General features: G+C 69.6%; 16 protein-coding genes. 8 read left to right on the top strand and 8 right to left on the bottom strand.

Translation table 11 applies throughout. The annotated features are described in order from the left end of the window. Positions 1-7: 7 nt before the first annotated feature. Both GF068_RS35830 and GF068_RS35835 read right to left on the bottom strand, forming a co-directional pair. A complete protein-coding gene (locus tag GF068_RS35830) occupies positions 8-475 on the bottom strand; it encodes a hypothetical protein (RefSeq protein ID WP_153824040.1) in 468 nt (155 codons plus the stop codon). Then, complete coding sequence (locus GF068_RS35835; protein ID WP_153824041.1) at positions 472-1,791, bottom strand: HNH endonuclease signature motif containing protein; 1,320 nt, start codon at positions 1,789-1,791, stop codon at positions 472-474. Before GF068_RS35835 ends, GF068_RS35830 begins: the two co-directional genes overlap by 4 nt. A 667-nt stretch (positions 1,792-2,458) precedes the next feature. Between GF068_RS35835 and GF068_RS35840 the strand changes: the two genes are divergently transcribed. After that, positions 2,459-3,343 carry a hypothetical protein gene (locus tag GF068_RS35840; protein ID WP_153824042.1) on the top strand — a complete coding sequence of 295 codons (885 nt, stop codon included), beginning with the start codon at positions 2,459-2,461 and terminating at the stop codon, positions 3,341-3,343. Positions 3,344-3,486: 143 nt separating this feature from the next. On the opposite strand, the gene GF068_RS35845 is transcribed toward GF068_RS35840, so the two are convergent. Together GF068_RS35845 and GF068_RS35850 are read right to left on the bottom strand one after the other, a co-directional pair. Beyond that, a complete protein-coding gene (locus tag GF068_RS35845) occupies positions 3,487-4,464 on the bottom strand; it encodes an ABC transporter ATP-binding protein (protein ID WP_153824043.1) in 978 nt (325 codons plus the stop codon). Then, the gene (locus GF068_RS35850) at positions 4,461-5,852 is read right to left on the bottom strand and encodes a sigma-54-dependent transcriptional regulator (protein WP_153824044.1); all 1,392 of its coding nucleotides are present in this window, start codon (positions 5,850-5,852) and stop codon (positions 4,461-4,463) included. Before GF068_RS35850 ends, GF068_RS35845 begins: the two co-directional genes overlap by 4 nt. 168 nt (positions 5,853-6,020) lie before the next feature. Between GF068_RS35850 and GF068_RS35855 the strand changes: the two genes are divergently transcribed. The 4 genes from GF068_RS35855 to GF068_RS35870 all read left to right on the top strand — a co-directional run bounded on the left by GF068_RS35855 (position 6,021) and on the right by GF068_RS35870 (position 10,903). Beyond that, a complete protein-coding gene (locus GF068_RS35855; RefSeq protein ID WP_153824045.1) occupies positions 6,021-8,690 on the top strand; it encodes an OmpA family protein in 2,670 nt (889 codons plus the stop codon). Continuing rightward, complete coding sequence (locus GF068_RS35860) at positions 8,687-9,403, top strand: hypothetical protein (protein WP_338046707.1); 717 nt, start codon at positions 8,687-8,689, stop codon at positions 9,401-9,403. Before GF068_RS35855 ends, GF068_RS35860 begins: the two co-directional genes overlap by 4 nt. Before the next feature lie 82 nt (positions 9,404-9,485). Beyond that, on the top strand, positions 9,486-9,884 hold the full coding sequence (locus GF068_RS35865) for an STAS/SEC14 domain-containing protein (protein WP_153824046.1): 399 nt from the start codon (positions 9,486-9,488) through the stop codon (positions 9,882-9,884). 14 nt (positions 9,885-9,898) lie between these two features. Beyond that, positions 9,899-10,903 (top strand): glycosyltransferase, encoded by a 1,005-nt coding sequence (locus GF068_RS35870; RefSeq protein WP_338046708.1) that lies wholly within the window; start codon positions 9,899-9,901, stop codon positions 10,901-10,903. Here the strand turns inward: GF068_RS35870 and GF068_RS35875 are convergent, their stop codons facing one another. From GF068_RS35875 to GF068_RS35890, 4 genes are all read right to left on the bottom strand, one after another. Next, a complete protein-coding gene (locus GF068_RS35875) occupies positions 10,904-12,001 on the bottom strand; it encodes a DUF2786 domain-containing protein (RefSeq protein ID WP_153824047.1) in 1,098 nt (365 codons plus the stop codon). Between the two features lie 51 nt (positions 12,002-12,052). Next, positions 12,053-13,390, bottom strand: a complete 1,338-nt coding sequence (locus tag GF068_RS35880) for a radical SAM/SPASM domain-containing protein (protein WP_153824048.1) — start codon at positions 13,388-13,390, stop codon at positions 12,053-12,055. Beyond that, the gene (locus GF068_RS35885) at positions 13,377-14,477 is read right to left on the bottom strand and encodes a 2,5-dihydroxypyridine 5,6-dioxygenase NicX family protein (RefSeq protein ID WP_153824049.1); all 1,101 of its coding nucleotides are present in this window, start codon (positions 14,475-14,477) and stop codon (positions 13,377-13,379) included. The genes GF068_RS35880 and GF068_RS35885 overlap by 14 nt, the downstream gene beginning before the upstream one ends. Positions 14,478-14,571: 94 nt before the next feature. Then, the gene (locus GF068_RS35890; RefSeq protein ID WP_153824050.1) at positions 14,572-14,760 is read right to left on the bottom strand and encodes a hypothetical protein; all 189 of its coding nucleotides are present in this window, start codon (positions 14,758-14,760) and stop codon (positions 14,572-14,574) included. A gap of 476 nt (positions 14,761-15,236) precedes the next feature. Here GF068_RS35890 and GF068_RS35895 point away from each other — a divergent pair, with 476 nt between their 5' ends. The 3 genes from GF068_RS35895 to GF068_RS35905 are packed head-to-tail and all read left to right on the top strand — an operon-like array spanning position 15,237 to position 20,273. After that, complete coding sequence (locus GF068_RS35895) at positions 15,237-17,198, top strand: LTA synthase family protein (protein ID WP_338046709.1); 1,962 nt, start codon at positions 15,237-15,239, stop codon at positions 17,196-17,198. A gap of 7 nt (positions 17,199-17,205) precedes the next feature. Next, the gene (locus GF068_RS35900; protein ID WP_338046710.1) at positions 17,206-19,140 is read left to right on the top strand and encodes a sulfatase-like hydrolase/transferase; all 1,935 of its coding nucleotides are present in this window, start codon (positions 17,206-17,208) and stop codon (positions 19,138-19,140) included. Positions 19,141-19,145: 5 nt separating this feature from the next. Then, positions 19,146-20,273 (top strand): formimidoylglutamate deiminase, encoded by a 1,128-nt coding sequence (locus tag GF068_RS35905; RefSeq protein WP_153824052.1) that lies wholly within the window; start codon positions 19,146-19,148, stop codon positions 20,271-20,273. Positions 20,274-20,471: the final 198 nt, after the last annotated feature.

The following is a 20,471-nucleotide window of genomic DNA, read 5'->3' on the forward strand; positions in this document are numbered from 1 at the left end:
CACATCGCTACGCGAATGCTGGAATGACCTTCTTCCGCAAGAACTCGACGCGCTTCTCCAACGAATCTGCATTTGCGGGCGTGGGCATTGCCGACACAGGAAATGCCTCGTGGAGGTCGCCGCTGCCTCGAACCGCGCGAATCCAGTCGTCCATCAGCTCACAGTAAACCTCGAGGGCTTGCGTAGGCGACGATGCTCTATCGGTCACCAGATAGGCCATGGGCACGTCGCCGACGATCACCCACAGCCACTCATCGATTGCGCCCACCGGTCGAATCCGGAATAGAAATACCCCGACCACCCGGCCGATACCCAAGCCGAAGTGCTCTTCTTCGATGGCAGCGCACCACGGAAACCTGGCCATGTAATCACGAGCGGCTCGAAGCATCGCTTGCAGCTCGTTCGTTTCGGCGTCATCCTCTCCGCGCATGTCGGTTATCGGCTGGACCTTCGAACGGTCGACTTGGCTGGTCATTTCGCACCTTTTGTCGGGGCTGCCTTGGCCCCCCATCTCTTGAAGTCGCCAGCCTGGCTGTGCTGACGGACGTGCTCGCTGTGTGGCAGTGGCTCGATATTGTCTACGTCGTTCGAGCCGCCCTCGGCTAGCGGCTTCTTGTGTGCGACGTCCTGGTTTCGGCTGGTCTTGGGGTCCTTGGGCCATGGCTGTCCGGTTGCGGCCTCCCACTGCTTGCGAAGCTTCTTGCTCGGCACCCGTGGTGTAGCACTTGTACCACCAGCGCCATCGCCCTGCGCCTTTGCGTTCTGCGGCGCGCTCGCGTCGATGTTGGGACCGGGTTTCTCGCGCGTTGCCGGCTTCGGCTTCGCCCCTTTCGGCTTCCCGAAGGGCCGCGTCGTCGTCTTGACCGTGGAGGTCGTCCCGCTCCCCGTCCCCGGCGGTGACCCCTGCCCCGCCGCCCCGCCCTTCGGCTTCGCGACCGTCTTCGTCCTCGTCTTGACGGTCGTGGTCCGCACGGGCCGGGGTATTTTCGCTCCCCCCACGCTCCCGCTCGCCGTCGCCAACGACTGCCCATTGTGCTTCCCGGCGGGCTTCCCCGCATTCGGCGCGAAGTTCTTGTGCCGGGCGTGGCAAACACCGTGGGCGCACTCGTAGGCTCGGTCGAGAAGCGTCGCATCCTCCGGGGGCAACCTCCAGGCGTCGTCCCAGTCGAAGGTTTGTACTTCACCCGGGCCCATCTCTCTCGGATCCTTTGGCCCCGGCGGGGGCGGCTGGTTTTCCGCCACGACGGGCTCCGGGCTTGGTCGCTTGACGAGGACCCTCGTGCAGGGACGGGAGCCCGTGCCGCCGCGCCGCCGCACCTGCCCCGCCTCGGGACACCGCTCGAACCGCTTCGCAATCGGCCGCGGCTTCGATTTCGAGGGCTCGGCCTTTTTGGTCTCCTCCTTCTTCTTCTCGCCTTCCCCCTCCACCTTCGCCACGACGACACGAGGCTTCGGCGGCGCCGGGCATTCGAGCCGATGATGCGGAATCGGCAAGAGCTTCGCGCTCCGGGGAGGGGCATTCGGGTCGAACACGTACACCGCGAGGCCATTTCGCCTCGCGATGTCCACCTCCGAGGGCGCGGTCAGGGGACCGCCGCTGGCGGTGACGGCCCAGGACGCCTGATTCTTCGGCACGTTCGGCGGACGCACGCAGACGTGAATGACGTTCGGCGCCTCGAAGACCCGGGCCATGATCGGGTCGCGCGACGCGGCGCACCCGGGCAAAACACACAAGAATGCGACGAACGCCGCGACGACGAGCGCCGCGACGAAGAAATCCCCTCGTCTCATCTGGAATCCCCTCCTCGGATGAGGTCTGGCCCTATCTATCAGGGGGACGAACGGGTCGGGCAAGACAAAAGACGGGACGCACGGACGTAGTCTGTCCGCGACCGAGCCTCACGACCGGCTCGACGCCTCCATCCGCCACGCCCGCCCCCCTCCAGCGCGCCCTTCCCCCCGCCTCGAACCTCGACGCCCGTTTTTGCTCGGCCGGACGGCACCCGTCGAGCGTCGCCCTCCCTTTTCGGCCGCCCGCATCACCCCCGCGCGCTTCACCGGCCTCCGTCGGCCGCCCGATCCGCCGTCGTGTGGCTTCGACGCGTCGAAATGGCCTCCCGCGCGCCCCGCGTCAGCCTCGACGTGCGCCCGTCGGCCGCCCTGCCGCCACCCGCTGAGCCTCGACGAGAGCCAGTCGGCCGCCTGTAGACGCCCGTCGACCCTCGACGAGAGCCAGTCGGCCGCCCGCCGGTACCCGTCGACCCTCGACGAGAGCCAGTCGGCCGCCCGCCGACGCCGGCCGACCCTCGACGACCGTCGATCGGCCGCCCAAATTCGCCCCGCGACGCGCGCCTCGGCCCTCCGGCGGATCAATAATCGTCGTCGAGGCTCGACGCCCCCCGTCCGGCCAGTTTTTTGGGGTTGCGGCCTGCACGAGGGCTCCTGTAGGGTGCCTGCCATGGCTGGCATCGTGACCCTCGTCGCACGGACGGGGATTTTGACCCTGTACGAAGAGTTCTTCTTCACACGCGGGCGCCTCGCGGCGCATCCGCTCACCTCCTTCCTCGTGCCGGAGCTCGACGCCTTTCGCTCGACGCTCGACGCTACCTTGATGGAGGAGCTCGTTTTGATCGGCGAGCGCTTCGAGGCGAACGCCGGCGTGGAGTTCGTGGACGACGACCTCGATCGGCTCACCGATACCGTCGCGGCGCTCTCGCTCATCGAGGCGAAGAATGATCGCGGCGCCATGCCCTACGTCCATTACTTCGCGCATCAAAGGCCGAGCGACCTCAAGCGCCCCATCCTCGGCGGGCAGCTCGATACCATGCGCCTGTGGCCGCCCTCGCTCGTGGCCTCGACGAGCGTGCAGCTCCAGAATGTCGGTAACGAGCTCGCGCTCACGGTGGAGCGCGCCGATCAGAAGACGGCCGCGCAGGGGGTGGTGAACCAGAAGATCGCCGATTTCCGCGCCGTGGGCACGCGCAAGCAATGCATCGACGCATTTAATGCGCTGCGCAAGTCGCTGTATGGCAAGCTCGGCGAGATCCAGCACAAGAACCCCGACCTCGGCGCCGGCTGGGCCGATTCTTTCTTCCGTTCGGGGTCGAGCGCGGAGCGGCTCACGGTGAGGGAGCTCGACCGGCGTATCGCCGCGGCCGAGGTGGAGCTCTCGGCCATGAAGAAGCAGCGCGACGAAATGGCGGCGCAGGAGGAGGCCACCGCGCGCGCCAAGGCTGACGCGGAGAAGGCGCAAAAGAAGGCCGAGCTCGCCGCCGCCAAGAAGGCCGCCGAGGAGCTCGCCGCGCGAATGGCTGAGCTCGAAGCGTCCATCGGCGAGGGCTAACGCTCGGCTCTCACGGGCCCGTGGGAAGAACTGCGCATCGCGCAGTTCTTCCCCCCTCGGTCCAGGCCGTGCCTGGTCCGGGTGCAGGGGTGGACAACCCCTGCCGGGGCCTGGGGCAGCGCCCCAGCGCAACGCCTCCCGCGCTACAGCGCCCGCCGCATGAACAGATCCTCCAGCGTCTCCCGCCGCGGGACCACCTCGAGCACCTGCGCCCCATCCTCGAGCGCCGCCCGCAGCACGTCACCGACCTGCTTCTCGCCCTCGACCTCCACGACCACCACGTCCGCGCGCTCTCGCACGCCGTGGCCTTGCTGCGCGAGCGCCTCACGTAGCGCCGCGCTCGCGCCCGCGAGCGTCACGTCGGTGCGCAAGACGTCGCCCCGCAGCAGCTTGCGGAGCGCGCCGCGCACGACCACGCGGCCTTCGCGCAGGATGGCCACGCGATCACACATCGCCTCGACGTCGCTCAGGATGTGCGTCGAGAAGAAGATCGTCCGGCCCGCGGCGCGCTCCTCCAGGATGAGATCACGCACCTCCTTGCGGCCCACGGGGTCGAGGCCGCTCATCGGCTCGTCGAGCACCAATAGCTCCGGATCCGACACGAGCGCCGCGGCGAGCCCCGTCCGCTGCAGCATGCCCTTCGAGAGACGACGCACCGGGCGATCGGCCGCGTAGGCGATGCCCACCTTCGCCAGCATCGCTTGCGTCCGTGACGCGAGCTTCGCGCCCGAGAGGCCCGAGAGACGGCCGCAGAGCGTGATGAACTCGCGCGGGGTCAGGTACGGGTAGACGTACGGGTTCTCCGGCAAGAAGCCGAGACGGCGACGCGCCTCCGCGCTCGGGACGGGCGCGCCGAAGAGGAACGCCTCGCCGCCCGTGGGCTTGATGAGGCCCGTCAGCATCTTGATCGTCGTGGTCTTGCCCGCGCCGTTGGGCCCGAGGAAGCCGAAGATCTCGCCACGACGCACGTCGAAGTCGACGCCCTTCACCGCCTCCACGCGACGGCTGAAGAGGCCCACGTGGAAGGTCTTTTTCAGGCCCCGCACCTCGATCAGCGTCTCGCCCGCGGCGGCCTCGCCCGCCGCGCCGCCGCTCACGTCGATGGCCGCGGATTCACTCATGCGCCTTCCTCGCCGCCCTCGCGACGCGCGCCGGGCACGCTGCTCGTGTACTCGTGGAGCTTGTACTGGATCTTGCGCGGGCTGATGCCGAGGATCGTCGCGGCCTTCGAGGTGGAGCCCTTGCACGCCTCGAGCGTCCGCAGGATCGCGTACTTCTCCAGGTCGTAGATCGTGCTGCCGGGGATCGGAGGCATCACGCCTTCACCGCCGCCCGCGGCGAGCGAGGCAGGCAGGTGGCGACGCTCCACGCGCGGGCCTTCGCAGAGGACCACCGCGCGCTCGACCGCGTTCTCGAGCTCGCGCACGTTGCCCGGCCAGTTGTAGGCCGCGAGCGCGGCGAGGGCGTCGTCGGTGAAGCCCTCGATGCGCTTGCCGTTCTCCTCGGCGTAACGGCCGAGGAAAAACGCGGCGAGCTCGGGGATGTCGCTCGCGCGCTGGCGGAGCGGCGGGATCTCCAGCGTGACGACGTTGAGCCGGTAGTAGAGGTCCTCGCGGAACTGGCCCTCCGCGATGCGCTGGCGGAGGTCCTTGTTCGTCGCCGCGATGATGCGGACGTCGACCTTCAAGGTCTCGTTGCCGCCGACACGCTCGATCGTGCGCTCCTGCAGGAACCGCAGCAGCTTGACCTGCGTGGCGAGCGGGATCTCGCTGACCTCGTCGAGGAACAAGGTGCCGCCGTTCGCCTGCTCGAAGCGGCCCTCGCGCCGACCGACCGCGCCCGTGAACGCGCCCTTCTCGTGGCCGAAGAGCTCGCTCTCCAGCAAGGACTCGCTGAGCGCCGCGCAGTTCAGCCGCACGAGCGGCGCCTTCGCGCGCGGGCTGCCGCGGTGGATCATCTCGGCGATGAGCTCCTTGCCCGTGCCGGTCTCGCCGACGATGAGCACACTCGCGCGGCTCGGCGCGACCTGCTCGACGAGCCGGATCAGCTTGACCATGCCCGGGTGCGAGGCGATCACGTGCCCGAAGGCGTTGCGCTCGCGCAGCTTCTGCCGCAGGCGCGAGTTCTCCTGCAGCAGGCGCGCTTGCTCGACGGCGCGCTCGACGACGACCTCGAGGACCTGAAAGTCCAGGGGCTTCGTCAGGTAGTTGTAGGCGCCTTTCTTGACGGCCTCGACGGCGCTCGAGATGGTGCCGAAGGCCGTCATCACCACGAACGTCGCCGCCGTCCGCGCCTCCTGCGCCTTTTCCATGAGGCCGATGCCGTCGAGGCCCGGCATCTTGAGGTCCGTCAAGACGACGTCGGGCTGGAACTCCTCGAGCTTGCCGAGGGCCTTGAAGCCGTCCGCCGCCGTCTCGGTCGTGTACCCCTCTTCGCGCAGGATCTCGGCGAGCGCAGCCCGCGCGTTGGCCTCGTCGTCCACGATCAAGATCCGGCCGCGGGAACCCATGCTGGGCCCTGGATAGCACGGGTGGTTGCGCGGCGTGGTCGCGATCCGTACCGGGACCCCACCGGATACTTCCTGCTTTCCCGGCGGTAATGGTACAACGGCCCGCGCAGCGAGGACGGTCCGCTCCCGTGGGGGGAGAGACCCCTCCCCCCTGCCTTCCGAGGGTCGATGCGTACGCTTCAGAACGCCCGCTTTGCCGAGCCGCTGCGGCTCGTCGCGCTCACCGCGCTTCCCGCCATGGCCTCCCTGCTCCTGGTCACCGCGGATGCGAAGGCGCAGCAACCCTTCGGCCCTCAACCGCCGCCGGGGCAGTTCCAGCCGCCGCCCGGGCAGTTCCAGCCGCCGCCGGGAGGACAGTTCCAGCCGCCGCCGGGAGGGCAGTTCCAGCCGCCGCCGGGAGGGCAGTTCCAGCCGCCGCCGGGGCAGTTCGGGCCTCCGCCGGGAGGGCAGTTCGGGCCGCCGCCGGGGCAGTTCGGGCCGCCTCCCGGGCAGCAGGGGCCGCTCCCTCCCGAGCCGGGGGCCGCCTTCGCGCCCGCGCCGGAGGCGCCCAAGGTCGACGAGCTCGAGGAGCGCGCGCGTACGCTGATCGAGCAGCCGAACTCGTTCGGCTCGACGGGCCTCTTGCGGACCTCGTTCGCCGGCTCGGGCGCGAAGGGCACGTTCCGCGTCTCGTTCCTCAGCGACTTCTTTTCGACCTCCAACTTTCTCTGTGATCCGGAGCTGTCGACCGCGGCCGGGCAGCGGATCACCTGCAACCGCGAGAACCTCGCGGACTCGGCGAGCCACGTCGGCGCGTTCTTCGCGCTCTCGGCCACGCCGTTCTCGTTCCTCGAGGCGTTCGCGTCGATCCGCACGTACGCGAACTCGAACGATCAAGGCAAGCCCCAGCTCCTGCAGGTCCTCGGCGACACGAACTTCGGCTTGAAGGCGTTCACGCCCTCGCGCGTGGGCACGTACTTCAGCTTCGGCGCCGAGGCGCAGCTCTTCCTGATGAACGGCACGGGCAGCGTGGGCGTCTCGGGCGCAGGCACGAGCGCGCTCTTCCGCGCCCTCGCGAGCATGGATCTGCGCAAGCCCGGCGGTCAGGGCTTCCCGCTGCGCGTGAACCTGAACATCGGCTACAAGGTCGACAACTCCGGTCAGCTCGTGCGCGAGGTGGAGGAGGGGCGCGCGCTCGAGTTCCGCGACGGCCGCGACCGGCAGCCGATCTCGCGCATCGAGCGCTTCGGCCTCGGGATCAACCGCGTCGACTTCTTCCAGCCGTGGCTCGGCGTCGAGCTGCCGTTCCGCTTCGCCCAGCCGTACATCGAGTACACGGTCGACATCCCGGTGAACCGGCAAGGCTACGAGTGCCACACGGGCCGCGTCTCGCGCGGCGACGTCTGCCTCGGGCTCGCCGATTTCGCCGCGGCTGATCCGACGAGCGCAGGCGGGCCCGGCTACGGGGGCGTCCCCTCGCGCCTGACGATCGGCGCGCGCGTGACGCCGTTCAGCAAGGCGTTCCGCGGCCTGTCGGCGCACGCAGCGGTGGACATCGGCCTCTCGGCGACGTCGGTGTTCATCGAGGAGGTCGCGCCGCAAGCGCCGTGGACCGCCTACCTCGGCATGTCGTACGCGTACGACACGCAGGAGCCGCCGCCGCCGCCGCCCCCGCCGCCCCCGCCGCCGCCCCCGCCGCCGCCGGAGCCCGTGATCCTGCCGGCGCCGCAGTCGCTCGTCCGCGGCACGGTGCACGAGACGAACAAGCCCGAGGCCGTGATCCCCGACGCGATCGTCACGATCGAGGGCAACCAGGATCCGCCGTACGCGACGAGCGCGGCGGGCACGTTCCTCACGCGGCACCTCGAGCCGGGGACGTACACGTTCTCGGTCCGCGCGCAGGGCTTCAAGCCGACGACGTGCCAGGCGACCGTGGTCGCGCCGCCGCCGCCCACGCTCCCGAAGGCGCAGCCCGCGCAGCCCGCGCAACCCGCGCCGGGTCTGTTCGGCGCGACGGGAGAGTTCGGGCAGCAGCCGGGACAGTTCCAGCCGCCCGGGCAGTTCCAGCCGCCCGGACAGTTCCAGCCGCCGGGGCAGTTCGGGCAACCCGGCGCGTTGCCGCAGCAGCCGCCGCCGCCGGCCCCCGCGACGCCGACGCCGCAGCAAGGGCCGACGATCGTGGACGTGGACTGCGCGCTCGAGGCGCTGCCGAAGATCGGCGCGATCTCGGCCGTGGTGCGCGACGCCGAGTCGGGCGAGCCGATCCCGGCGGCGGTCGTGCGCGTGACGGACGCGACGGGCAAGGAGCGCACGGCGACGGCCGACGCGAAGGGCGCCGTGACGTTCCGCGACGTGCCGACGGGCGGGGCGAAGGTCCGCGCCGAGGCCGCGGGCTTCATGAACCACCTGAACGAGGCAGAGGTGCGGCTGAACGACGAGGCGAAGCTCACCCTCGCGATGAACAAGCGCCCGGCCGCGCGCGCCGCGAACGTCAAGGTGCAGGGCAACGAGATCAAGATCTCGCGGCAGGTGCACTTCGAGAGCGACTCGGCGAAGATCCTCGGCGACTCGAACACGCTGCTCGAGGAGATCGCGGACGTGCTCCAGCAGAACCCGAAGATCCGCAAGATCGAGATCCAGGGCCACACGGACAACACGGGCACGCCGGAGCGCAACCAGGCGCTCAGCGAGCAGCGCGCCCAGGCCGTGCGGAGCTGGCTCGTCGCGGCGGGCGTCGACGCCTCGCGCCTCGTGGCGAAGGGCTACGGCCAGAGCAAGCCGCTCGGCCCGAACGTGACGGCCGCGCAACGCGCGAAGAACCGGCGCGTGCAGCTCATCATCCTCGAAAAGGACCGGTGATCTCCCTGCGCCCGCGCCTCTCGCTCCCCCTCGCCTGCGTGCTCGCGCTGCTCTCCGCGTGCACGAGTACGCAGGCGCCCTCGGAGCCTCCCAAGAAAGAAACCACCGCTGCCGTGACGAGCGCCGCCGCGCCGCCGCCTGCCCCGGCAGCGGCGGACAGCGGCGCTGTGGACGCGTCCGCGCCGCCCGAAGACGCGAGCGCGGGGGACGCGCAGGCGGCCGAGCTCGCGGACGCGGCGAGCGACGCGGCCGAGGCAGAGGCGCCCTTCGTGAAGGACAACAAGGTCCTGCCGCCGAAGGAGAGCGAGGAGCTGCAGAAGCGCGCGGCAGATCTCTTCGAGGCGATCAAGAGCGACGATCCGGCGCGCGGCGAGGCGTTCTGGTTCCCGAAGGAGCCGTTCGTCTCGCTGAAGGACGTGAAGGGCCCGGACAAGTACTGGGCGCAGCTCCACCGGACGTACGCGAAGGACATCCACGCCCTGCACAAGAAACGCGCCTCGTGGGAAGGCGCGACGTTCGAGGGCTTCGAGCTCGGCTCGACGCCGAAGTGGGTGCCGCCCGGCGAAGAGGGCAACAAGATCGGCTACTACCGCTCGTTCCGCGGGAAGCTCCGCTACAAGATCGACGACAAGACGCAGTCGCTCGAGGTGCGCGTGATCATCTCCTGGCAGGGCCGCTGGTACATCACGCACCTCAGCAAGTGGAAGAAGTGAGCGGCGCGGCGAGGCGCGCGCCGCAGGTTTCGGACGAGCGCGCGGGCGTGGTATCGTCGCCTCGGCCCGGGGAGCGCCGCGCATGTTCCAGATCAAGCTCGACAAGCTGAACACGCTGATCGAGGTCTCGCTCGAGGGGCTCGTGCAGCTCGACGAGATGAAGCAGTTCGTCGCGGAGCTGCGGCGCTCGGCCATCACGATGACGGGCCCCGAGCTCAAGATCTTCGGCGACATGCGTCGCTTCCGGCCCGCGTCACCCGACGTGGTGGAGGAGATCCGCGAGGTGCACGAGTTCGCCAAGAGCATGAACGTGCGGCGCATGGCGAGCGTGCTCGAGAGCGAGGTGCTCGCGCTGCACATGAGCCGCCTCGCCCGCGAGACGGGCGCGGACAAGTTCCTGCGGCGCTTCACGGACGAGCAAGAGGCGCGCGAGTGGCTCGCGACCGGGGATTCGTTGCGCAAGAGCCGCAGGCAGCCATAACTCCCGCGGCTCTCGTGTCGCCGCTCGTCTCCGTCCTGATCCCCTACCGCGACGCGGGAGCGACGCTCGAAGAGGCGCTCGCCGGCATCCTCGCCGAGCGGGAGGTGCCGATCGAGGTGCTCGCGGTGGATGATGGCTCGACGGACGCAGGCCCCGCGATCGTGGCGCGCCTGGCCACGCGAGACGCCCGCGTCGTGCCGCTCGCCACGGGCGGCGTGGGGATCGCGCGCGCCCTCGCCGCGGCGCACGCGGCCTCACGCGCGCCGTTCCTCGCGCGGATGGACGCGGACGACATCTCGCTGCCGGGCAGGCTCGGGCTGCAGGTCGACGCGCTCCGGGCGAACGCGCGGCTCGGCGTCGTGGGGACGCGGGTCGAGCCCTTCCCGGACGAGGCCGTGGGCGAGGGGCTCGCGCGGTACGTGGCGTGGCAAAACGCGATCGTCACGGCCGAGGATCACGACCGCGAGATCTACGTCGAGGCCCCGCTCTGCCACCCGTCCGTGATGTTGCGGCGCGAGGCGTTCGAGGCCGTGGGGGCGTTCCGCGACGTGCACTGGCCCGAGGACTACGACCTCTGGTTGCGGCTACACGCCGCGGGCTTCGGGCTCGCCAAGGTGGATCGGACGCTCCTGCGCTGGCGACACCACCCAGGCCGCGCGACGTTCCGCGACGGTCGTTACGCGATCCAGCGGTTCATCGAGGCGAAGGCGCACTACCTCGCGCCGCGCCTCGCGCGAGATCCACGGGCGCTCGTGGTGTGGGGCGCGGGGCCGACGGGGCGCAAGCTCTCGCGCGCGCTCGCGGCCGAGGGCGCGAAGGCCGCGGCGTTCGTGGACATCGATCCGAAGAAGATCGGCCGCACGGCGCGCGGGGCGCCGATCACCGCCAAGACGTCGCTCGATCCCACGAGGCACCTCGTGCTCGTCGCGGTGGGCGCGCGCGGCGCGCGGGACTTGATCCGCAAGGATCTCGCGGCGCTCGTATTCGTCGAGGGGCGCGATTTTTTCTGTTGTTCCTGATCAGGATTTGCCCGGGAGCAGCCGAACTCCCCCGCTCGGCCCCTGCCCCACCGGCTTGTGCAGCACGATCCGCCTGCCCGCCGCGCGCCCCTCGGCGTGCGCCTCGGAGCGCGGACCACCCGCGTACTTCACGTGCTGGATGCGCGGGTGCCGCTGCCGGTAGTACCGGCCGAGGTCGGCGTCCTTCACCCAGACGAGGCCCTCGCTCGTGTTGATCTCGCGTTGCGCCCCGAGCTTCTCGTCGAACCCGGCCATCACGCCCGCCACGAAGGTGCGCCGATCGCGGTTGCCCCCGAGCCCCTTCAGCTTCTTGTGCGCCTGCCAGAGCTGCTCGGCCGTGCGCGTCAGGAACGCGTACACGTAACTCGCCATCTCGAGGTTCGCGTGCGCGCCGCAGATCTCGAGCACGCTGCCGCGTTTGCCTTCGAGCGGCCGGTACACCGGCACCCAGATCACCTCGACGAAGAAGTGCTTGCCCAGGATCGACGCGAGCCGCCGCTCGGCCTCGGTCACCCGGCCCGTGGGCTTGCCGAGGTGCCGGAAGCCGTACCCCCGCGCCTGCCGCTCCGCGACGCTGTCGATGTTGTACTTGAGCATCAAGCGCTGGGCGGCGTTCATCGCGGCCTGCGCCTCGTTCACGTTCGCGCTCTCCGCCAGCGCGAGCAGCTTCGTGATCCGCTCGAGCACCCGCGCCTCGCCCGGCTCCGCCTCCTTCGCGTCGGGCAGGCCCGAGGCGTGCGCGTCGATCCCGAGGCGCTCGCAGACGCCGCGGAAGGCCGGGCCATGCGCCTGCTCGCTCGTCTGGCCGAGCACCTCGTGCACGTACTGATGCGCCATCTCGTGCTTGAGCACCTCGACCACGACCCCCCACGGCCGCTCGAGCACGAGCCGCCGGCCGATCTCGATGCAGCGCGTCTCGCGGTGCCAGCGCCCGAGGAAGCGCTCCGCGTCGCCGAGCTCGATCGTCGGGATCTTCAGCGCGCGCCGGAAATGCGTGGCGTTCAGGTCCTGGTAGGTCGAGCGCAGCTCGCGCAGGAGCGCGGCCTCGAGCTCCAGCGTGAGGCGCGCGTGTTCGGTCGGCTCGGTCGTCGTCGACATCGCTCTACCCTGCTCCCAAGCAGGTTTTTCCCCAGCCTGCAAGCGCGCTCGTCAGAGGATCCGCATGCCGTGGAGATGCGCGTGGATGTCGAGGCGCGCTTGCATGTTGTACTTGTGGTCGGGACAAGCCGGGTGCCCCTCGTACCAGTGCTTCGGGCACGCCCCGCCGCAGATCCCGAAGATCGCGCATTGATGACACGGGAAGCGTTTTTCCCGCACGTGCTCGGTGAACAGGGCGAGCGAGCCGCGCCTGCGCTGCTGGGCCGGCGGCGCGTCGAGGCGACCGAGCACATCTTCGCGTTCGTGTCGCGGCACGAGCGGGTGTTCGGTGCAGGCGAAGAGGGAGCCGGAGCTGCTGATGACCTCGTCCGTCGTCCGCATCGCGACACAGGTCACGGGCCTGGGTTTGGCAGGGACGACGGGAAAACGGAGGCCGAGGCGCAACATCTGCACCATCCACGACACCTTGAGGTCCGCGAACAGCTCCTTCTCCAGCTCGATCGCCGAGACGTCGTTCGACCAGGAATACACGGCCTGGAGGTCGAAGCTCACGTTCGGGTGATCGAAGCCGAGGCGCTTCATCTCGTCGAGGTATGCCCCGACGAACTCTGCGTTCCGGTTGTCGATGTTCGTCCGCAGCCGCCACGCGAGGCCCGCGAGGTCGGGCTCGTCGAGCGCCGCGCGGAGGATCCCGGTGATCACGCGGAAGCTCGCGCGGCCATTGAGCAGCGGACGGTGCCGATCGTGCGTCGCGGCCGGACCGTCGAGCGTCACGTCGAGCGCGCGCAGTCGAGCGCGCGTGTGTAATGCGCGCAGGCGCTCGATGGAGAGGAGCGTGCCGTTCGTCGCCATGTACGAGGCGTACTCCACCGAGCGCGCTTCGGCGGCGGGGACGACGGCGTCGCTGATGCGCAGGATGGACTTGTACCCCGTCATGGGCTCCGCGCCGAACCAGTTCACGCGAATACTGCGCAGGCCGGGCCGCTCCATCGCGGCGATGATCCGCGCGATGGTCGCGCGTTCGCCTTCCTCGCCGAGGCCGCCGCGCTGGTGCGTCTGACCGCAATAATCGCAGCCCATGTTGCAATACGACGAAGGCAGCAGCGTGAACGTCGCGGCGGACGGGCTCTCCGTGGCGCGCGCGTTTCTCGCGACGAGCGCCTCGAGCTCGTCCTGCTCGGCCGGCACGACGATCTCCGCCGCGCGCAGCTCGTCGAGCAGCGCCTCGTTCCTCGCGGGCACCACCCGCGCACGCAGATCCCGGCCGACCTCGTCCGGCACGAAGAGGAGCTTGCCCGTCCGCCCGCTCAGCACGAGGCGCGACGATCCGCTCCCCGGCGGCGAATACGCGTGATCGCTGACCGTGAGGTAATGGCTAACCTTTTCCATGAACGCCTTCCGTATCCTCGCCGTGCGTATCCGAGGGGTGCACCGCGTCGGTCGGGACGAGCGAGCCCCGCTCGAAGACGTCGTTACCGTCGATGAGGACACGCGCGTCGTCGAAGACGAGGTCGAGGTGTCGCAAGGCCTGGAAGGCGACACGGCCGGGCTGGCCGTGCTCACCAAAACCGATGTGCACGCCGGGGTGACGCTCGTTGAGGTGCGAATTCATCGGGATGAACCGGGTGATCCCGACGTTCGTCCCGAACCCGAGCTCGCCCACGTTGCGCGACGCGACCTCGGCGAAGACCTCCGCGAGCAAGGCCGAGACAGCCGGATGGTCGCAATGGTACGAGGCCATCTTGCCGTCCTCGATCTCGATGGTGACGGGGCTCTCGGCGAGGCGCGCGTCGATTTCGGTGTGGAAGTTGTAGTTGAACGCGCCGTCGGCGACGAGCCGGCCGCGGATGACCGCCGGAAACGTGTTCACCTCGCCCGCGGGCAGGACCAGGATCTCGCCCAGCCCCGGCGTGCCGTGGTTGCTCATCCAGCGATAACGCGTGGGATCGAGCATGACCTCGAGGTCGGTGCCCCCCTTCGACGTGATCTGCAGGCGACGCGCGCGGCCGAGCTTGTGGAGCGCCTCGGCATTGATACGGCGCTGATCGTGGGCGGAGACCTGGAAGCCGAGCTCGAAGAGGTCGGACGTGCAGTTGACGAGGCGGTGCACCGACGTGTGCTCGCGATCCGCGGCGATCGCGCGGCGGAGCACGCGGCTGAACGAGACGGTCGAGAGCTCGCAGACGATGATCGTGGTGCGCTCGACGTGGGCCGCCGCGCGCAGCCGCGCGAGGCTCCGCGTGAGGTCCTCCTCGAATCGTGTATCGTCGCGGTGCGAGAATCCGAAGGCCTCGAAGGGGATCTTGTTGAGCTCGAGCGTCGCCGCGATCCACGCGCCCGCCTCGGCGCAGGCCGCGTGGACGGCGATCACCACGCCGGTGCGCTCGTCGACGCGCGCATAACCATCGAGGAAGATGTCCACGCCTCGCATGGCGAGCTCCGAGAGGTCGCCGTTACCCGTCGAATTCGTCTGCATGCCGATCCTCCTTTCATCGATCACGGAGGCCCGCGGGCCGGGCGCGCCGCATTTCAACGCGGCGCGCCCGACCTCGCGGAGCGGATGAGGCGGTCTACGCCTCCTTCACCGAGCAACCGAAGTTGATCGACCACTCCGGCGTCTCGACGATGGACGTCGTGCCCGAGACGCGGCCCGACAGCGAGAGCTCCTTGCGCTCGGCGTCGCTGAGCTGCGGGACCAGGCTGTTGATGACCGCCTTGCGCTCGTCGGACGTGAGGGAACCGAGGTTCTTGAGAGCCATGGAATGCCTCCTGACTTGAATCGAAGGTCGATATCACGCTGAGAGCGGCCGCCGGCATCGCCGCAATCAACGACACCGACCATTACATTTCACATGGCGACACGCAACCAATAAATCCAAAATCGTGTAGGACATTTATCGTCACTGCGCTCGGCGCACGACGCGACGCAATACGACGCTCACACAATCGAAGGAATAAAATGCTCGTCCACGCGGGGCCGCTCGCCTGCCGCAGGGGCGGGTGGTGCCACGCCGCGACGCGACGCGCTCTCCCGTCGACGCGTCGCAGGATCGTTCAATTTGCTTGCGCGCGAGGCGCATGTGTGGGTGTTCGCGCGCAGACGACCTTTGCGCGAATTTCGCGCGTCTTTCGGCGCGATGTCGGAGCGGCTCTGCCCCGTCGCCCGGCTCGCGCCGACACGAACACGTCACCAGCTCGTCGCAGAGCCGTGATCTGAGCTAGGATGGCGATCTCCGTGTCCGCGACGAACTACCCCCTCGAGCCCAGCGCGGAAGGCGCAAGGACGAGCGAGCCCGCGTCCCTCGCGCCGAGGTCGCAGAAGCTCCGCCGCCTGGCCCGCGCGCGGCGGCTCCTCGCCTGGCTCGTGCTGCTCGCGCCGGTCGTGCTCGTCCTCGCGGTCGACATCACGATCCGCGGCGGGAGGCTGCTCGACCTGCGCGGCAAACACGTGGCGAGTTACGCCTTCGCCATCGTCGAGAGCGCGATCCTCTGGGGCCTCCTGCTCTACTCCGCGTCCGCGCGGCGCGGGGCCCTGCGCTGGATCTCGGCCTCGCTCTTCGTGCTGCTCGCGACGCTCACGCTCGGCGTGCAGATCTACTTCCAGCGTTGTTACTCGACGTACGTGAACCTCGACGCGCTCCTCTTCGCGACGTCGTTCTCGGAGAGCGTCGTCGGGCACCTGCGCGCCGACGGCGGCAACCTCGCCTCGGCCATCGCGCCGCCGCTCGTCTGCGCCGCGGCGCTGGTCTTCGCCGCGCGCAGGCTCGTGCGGCCGAGGCACACGCGGGCGGCACGCGCGGCCCGGATCCTCGCGCCGATCGTGATCACCCTCGGCTTCGTGATCCCCTGCTCCTACCGCACCGTGCAGGCCTCGACGCCCGACGTGATCTACCTCCACGCCATGGGCGGCGTGCTCGAGCAGATCACGGGCCTCCGGCCGCCCGAGCACGTGCGGCCCGGCTTGCGCACGCCGCCCGCGCTGCCTCGCGCCACGGCCCTGCCGAGCGGCGCACGCGTCGCGCGGCCGAACGTGCTCTTCGTGATCACCGAGAGCGTTCGCGCCGACGCGCACTGCTCTGCCCCGACGGACGATTGCCCCTTCTCGCCGGCGACGAACGCCGCGATGAAGGACCGCATCCCGCTGCGCCAGATGCGCTCGAACGCCTCGACGACCGCGATCTCGCTCGCGGTGCTCTGGTCGGGCCTGCCGCCGACGGCCTCGCGCGAGGATCTGCACGGGTATCCGCTGCTCTTCGATTACGCGACCGCGGCCGGCTACGACACGGCGTACTGGACCAGCCACCACATGATGTTCGCGAACTCGCGCCTCTACGTGCAGGACCTGCCGACCTCGCACCAGACCGGCGCCACGGACCTCGATCCGCTCGCGGACATGGATCTCGGCGCGGACGACGAGCTGCTCACCGAGCGCATCCGCGAGGAGATCCGCGAGATGCGCGAGCCCTTCTTCGCCGTCGCGCATTACGGCAACACGCACATCCCCTACCGCATCGATCCCGAGCACGCGCCCTTCCAGCCCGCGAAGGACAGCAAGGCGCCCGAGGACAACGAGGCGTACCGCAACTACTACCTCGACGCGGTGCACCTGCAGGACAAGACGATCGGCGAGATGTTGCGCTTCGTCCGGGAGCAGCCCTTCGGCGAGCGCACGATCGTGATCTTCACCTCGGACCACGGCGAGTCGTTCCGCGAGCACGGGCAGCTCGGGCACACGGGCGCGGTGCTCGACGAGGAGATCCACGTCCCGGCCTGGATCGACGCGCCCGAGGGCACGCTCACCGAGGCCGAGCGGGCCGCGCTCGTGTCGCACGAGGAGCGCATCGTGTTCCACACGGACCTCGCGCCGACGATCCTCGACATGCTCGGCCTCGAGCACGAGGGCGGCTTCTCGCGCTGGTATGCCGCGATGATCGGCAAGAGCCTGCTCGGCCCGATCGAACGAACGGAGCCCGTGCCGCTCACGAACTGCTCGGGCGTGTGGGGCTGCGCGTTCCGCAACTGGGGCATGATGCGCGAGAACCTCAAGCTCGAGGCGCGCGAGTGGGACACGGCCTGGCATTGTTACGACGTGCTCGCGGATCCGAAGGAGCTCCGTGATCTCGGCGCCGCGGCGTGCGGGGACATGGCCACGCGCGCGGAGGCGCTCCACGGCGGGCTGCCGGGCCTCGCGAAGTGAACGGGACGTGAAGAGCAAACGAAAGCTCGGCCCCGCGGGGCAGCGGCGGAAGCAAATTCGGCGTCGGCGCAGGGTCTTCGGCCTGCTTTGTTTGCTCGCGCCGGCCCTCTGGGTGCTCGTCACGGATCTCGTGCGGCGGCACGATCACCTCGCGCGCCTCGATCGGTGGCACCGGCTCGGATATGCCGGGGGGCTCGCCGAGAGCCTCGTCTTCTGGTTCGTCCTGCTCTACGTGGCCGCGCGCGCGCGTGGGCCCTTCCGCGGCGTCGTGGGGGCGCTCTTCGTCCTTCTCTTCTCGGTCGCGCTCGGCGTCGAGGGGGCCTTCCACAGGCAGTGGAACACCTACCTCTCCCTCGACGGGCAGATCCATTCGAAGTCGGTCCTGCACTCGATTTACGGCTACCTCCCGCTCACCCGCCCCGCGTTGCTCTTCGAGGTCCTCGTCGCGATCGCGGCCTCGATCGGGATGCTCGTCCTCGCGCGCAGGTTCGTCCGGCCTCGCAGGATCCCGCGGCTCGTCGCGCCGATCCTCGTCCCTGCCGTGCTCGTCCTCGCGGTGAAGACGCCCGTCAGCTACCGGGTCCTCATGTCGTCGCCGCCGGATCTCATCTACTTCCACGGCCTCGCGGCGGTGGTGAAGGAGAACCTCGACATCACCAACGAGTCGCCCGATCTCCGCGTCGAGCGCAGGCGCCCCGAGCCCGTCCCGAAGCTCTCCTCGAAGCCGAAGCGGCCTCGCAACGTGCTGCTCATCCTGCAGGAGAGCCAGCGCGCGGACGTCTCGTGCGTCGCCTACGACCCCGAAGGGGATTGCGCGACGCCCTTCTCGAACGAGGCCGCGCCGAACCGCATGCCGCTCATGGAGATGCACGCGCACGACTCGACGACGGCGATCTCGATCTCGAACATCTGGTCCGGCGTGCGCCCGACCGAGCCACGCGCCGTCTTGCATTCGGTGCCGCTGCTCTGGGAGTACGCGGCGGCGGCGGGCTTCGACACCGCCTACTGGACGAGCCAGAACCTCATCTTCGGCAACGCGCGGCTCTACGTGCAGGACATCCCCGTGAGCCACTTCGCGGTCGCGACGCACCTCGACACGATGGCGGACCTCGACGCGGGCGCGCACGACGCCGTGCTCACCGAGCGCGTGATCGAGGAGTTCGGCGAGCTCGAGGAGCCCTTCTTCGCCGTCGTGCACTACTCGAACGTGCACTACCCCTACGTCTACGACGAGAAACACGCGCCGTTCCAGCCGGCCACGTTCAAGAACGCGCCCGAGCTCAACGACCAGTTCCTGAACTACTACAAGAACGTCGTGTACCTGTCGGACATGGCCGTGGGCAAGCTGCTCCGGCACGTGCGCGGGACCGAGAAGGGCGCGCGTACGGTCGTCGTGTACACCTCGGATCACGGCGAGTCGTTCCGCGAACACTGGCAGATGGGGCACACGAGCTCGCTCTACGAGGAGGAGATCCGCGTGCCGACGTGGATCGACGCGCCCGAGGGCACGCTCGCGCCGGAGGAAGAGGCGAGCATCCGCGCGGCCGAATACGCGTACGTGTATCACCTCGACCTCGCGCCCACGTTCCTCGACCTGCTCGGCGTCTGGGACGATCCCGCCCTCGTGCCTTTCCGGCGCCGCATGATGGGCCACCCGCTCACGCGGCCCGAGCGTACGATCGAGCCCGTGCCGCTCACGAACTGCACCGGCGTGTGGGAGTGCTCGTTCCGCAACTGGGGCGCGATGCAAGGGCCGCTCAAGGTGCAGGCGCGCGAGTGGGACGCCGAGTACCACTGCTTCGATCTGCGCACCGATCCCGACGAGGAGAAGAACCTCGGCGAGGCCGCGTGCGGGGCGCTGCCGCTCTACGCGCGCTCGCTCTACCATGTGATGCCGAACGTCACCCCGCCGGGCCGCCCCAAGGTCAACTGGGGCAAGTGAGGCGCATGAACGAGAGTCTTTTCCTGCCCGCCCTCGCGACCGCACACTCGCACGCATTCCAGCGCGCGATGCGAGGCGACGCGCAGAGGCCCGGGCCTTCGGGCACCGACGATTTCTGGTCCTGGCGCACGTCGATGTACACGCTCGCGAACACGCTCACGCCGGAGAGCATCTTCGCGATCGCGCGTGTCGCATATCGCGAGCTCCACCGCGCCGGCGTGCGCACGGTGGGCGAGTTCCACTACGTGCATCACCAGCCGGGCGGCGCGCCGTACGAGGATCGTGTGGTGCTCGCCGATCGGGTGATCCGCGCGGCGAAGGCCGAGGGCCTTCGAATCACGCTCCTCCGCGTGATCTACCACCGCGCGGGCGCGGGCCGGCCGCCCGAGGGGGCGCAGCGCAGGTTCAGCGACGCCGAGCTCGATCACGCCCTCGCCGACGTGGAGACACTCGCCTCGCGGTGGGCGCACGATCCCGACGTCCGGATCGGCGTCGCGCCGCACAGCGTGCGCGCGGTCCCGCCCGATTGGCTCGGGCCGATCGCGACGTTCGCCGAGGCGCGTGGCCTCATGGTGCACGCGCACGTGGCCGAGCAGCCCGCGGAGATCACGGCGTGCCTCGCGGAGACGGGGAAAAGGCCGGTCGAGCTGCTCGCGGAGCGGGGCGTGCTCTCGCCTCGATTCGTGGCGGTGCACGCGACGCACCTCGCGCCGCACGAGGCGCGCCTGCTCGGCGAGGGCCGCTCCTTCGTTTGCTTGTGCCCGACGACCGAGCGGGACCTCGGCGACGGGTTGCCGGACGTGACGGCGCTCGCGGCCGCGGGGGTGCGGCTCTCGGCGGGGATCGACAGCCATGTCGTGACGGCGCCGCTCGAGGATCTTCGTTGCATCGATCTCGGCGAGCGGCTGCGCACGGGCAAGCGCGTCACGTTGCGCGGGGAAGGCGGGCGGACGCCTGCGGAGGAGCTCTGGCGAATCGGCTCCGAGCTCGGCGCGCTCGCGTGTGGTTTTGCCGATGCGGGGGGCGAGATCGAGGTGGACCTCGAGGCCCCCGAGCTCGCGCTCGTGCGCCCCGAACACCGGCTCGACGCCGTGGTGTACAGCGGCAACGCTGGAATCTTCCGCCACGATTGACTGATCCCCCTGGTCATACGAATGACCACAAGTCGGATGCGGCCGACACGTCGTCATGCATTCGATGCAACTCGATTGCAACATACACCGCAACCCCTGTGGGTTGAGCCACAGCGGCGACGCCTCGATTGGCATAGTCGAGCCAAAGTATCCGCATGTTCGGATATTTACGCGTCCCGCCCCTGGTAAACGTGTGTC

This window comes from Polyangium spumosum (genome assembly GCF_009649845.1).
GTDB lineage: Bacteria > Myxococcota_A > Polyangia > Polyangiales > Polyangiaceae > Polyangium > Polyangium spumosum.

Bases quoted from the DNA above. Each gene is read 5' to 3' on its own strand.
- GF068_RS35830 (WP_153824040.1), bottom strand. From the start codon at position 475: ATGACCAGCCAAGTCGACCGTTCGAAGGTCCAGCCGATAACCGACATG.
- GF068_RS35875 (WP_153824047.1), bottom strand. From the start codon at position 12,001: ATGTCGACGACGACCGAGCCGACCGAACACGCGCGCCTCACGCTGGAG.
- GF068_RS35890 (WP_153824050.1), bottom strand. From the start codon at position 14,760: ATGGCTCTCAAGAACCTCGGTTCCCTCACGTCCGACGAGCGCAAGGCG.
- GF068_RS35885 (WP_153824049.1), bottom strand. From the start codon at position 14,477: ATGCAGACGAATTCGACGGGTAACGGCGACCTCTCGGAGCTCGCCATG.
- GF068_RS35845 (WP_153824043.1), bottom strand. From the start codon at position 4,464: ATGAGTGAATCCGCGGCCATCGACGTGAGCGGCGGCGCGGCGGGCGAG.
- GF068_RS35835 (WP_153824041.1), bottom strand. From the start codon at position 1,791: ATGAGACGAGGGGATTTCTTCGTCGCGGCGCTCGTCGTCGCGGCGTTC.
- GF068_RS35840 (WP_153824042.1), top strand. From the start codon at position 2,459: ATGGCTGGCATCGTGACCCTCGTCGCACGGACGGGGATTTTGACCCTG.
- GF068_RS35855 (WP_153824045.1), top strand. From the start codon at position 6,021: ATGCGTACGCTTCAGAACGCCCGCTTTGCCGAGCCGCTGCGGCTCGTC.
- GF068_RS35865 (WP_153824046.1), top strand. From the start codon at position 9,486: ATGTTCCAGATCAAGCTCGACAAGCTGAACACGCTGATCGAGGTCTCG.
- GF068_RS35850 (WP_153824044.1), bottom strand. From the start codon at position 5,852: ATGGGTTCCCGCGGCCGGATCTTGATCGTGGACGACGAGGCCAACGCG.
- GF068_RS35880 (WP_153824048.1), bottom strand. From the start codon at position 13,390: ATGGAAAAGGTTAGCCATTACCTCACGGTCAGCGATCACGCGTATTCG.
- GF068_RS35905 (WP_153824052.1), top strand. From the start codon at position 19,146: ATGAACGAGAGTCTTTTCCTGCCCGCCCTCGCGACCGCACACTCGCAC.